Origin of the sequence: Syntrophomonas sp. UBA1041 (assembly GCF_002316705.1) — a bacterium.
In the GTDB taxonomy this organism is placed as follows: domain Bacteria; phylum Bacillota; class Syntrophomonadia; order Syntrophomonadales; family Syntrophomonadaceae; genus DTU019.
Genome location: NZ_DCEA01000119.1, coordinates 1,155 through 1,970, shown reverse-complemented (window position 1 = coordinate 1,970; position 816 = coordinate 1,155). Strand labels below are relative to the sequence as shown.

2 protein-coding genes are annotated in these 816 nt (G+C 55.5%); both read right to left on the bottom strand.

The annotated features are described in order from the left end of the window. The coding region (locus B2633_RS17200; RefSeq protein WP_483171891.1) for a radical SAM protein at positions 1-381 on the bottom strand (381 nt) is incomplete at its 3' end. After that, positions 371-816, bottom strand: a 446-nt coding sequence (locus B2633_RS17195) for a cobaltochelatase subunit CobN (protein ID WP_483171890.1), incomplete at its 5' end; no start/stop codon positions are given. The genes B2633_RS17200 and B2633_RS17195, both read right to left, overlap by 11 nt.

Sequence of the window (816 nt, the reverse complement as noted above, 5' to 3'; positions counted from 1 at the left end):
CAGGCAGCGCAGCCGGTTATTTACCGCCGGCCTGCCGTCCAGGCTCACCCCGATGCCCACCCGGGCCTGGCGCAAAAAGTCTACCCGGCCGTGGTTGAACAAAGAGCCGTTGGTTTGAACCTGCATAATGGCGGGTATGGACTGCTGCTGCACATAAAGCACGATCTTTTCCATGACATCAAAAGCCAGCAAAGGCTCGCCTCCGCTGAATTGTAAAATAAACGGCTCTCCGCTTTGCGCCGCCAGATTCACGGCCCGCACCGCAGTAGAAAACGGCATGGTCTCCCGGGGATGCTGGTGGGCGTAACAATATTTGCAGGCAAAATTGCAGCGTCCGGTCAGGCTCAAGACCAGCATTTTAATCCCCTGGCTATCTTCCATCGCCGATTTCTTCCAGTTCCCCTTCGATAGAAAGGTAGAGTTCCTGAAGTTCTTGTTCAGTTTGTTCATCGGCCTGCCACAACCCCCGTTGCGCCGCTTCCAGCAGTTTTTCAGCAATGCGCTGCAAGGCCCAGGGATTCACTTCCTGCATCCACTGCCGCATATCCTCGTCCAGAGCGTATTTACGCGCCAAACCCTCATACATCCAGTCTTCCATGACATTGCTGGTGGCGTCCCACTCGTAGCAATGCGCCACATAGCTGGCCAAATCGGCCGCGCCTTTATACCCGTGCTGCTTCATCCCTTCAATGAACTTGGGATTCATGGTTTCTCCCCGAAACAAACGTTTCACTTCTTCACTGACGCTGCGCATGACCACCTTGCTGCGGTCGGAACTGTCTCCGCAATAGGAGCGGGGGGCCTGGCCCTTTAAGC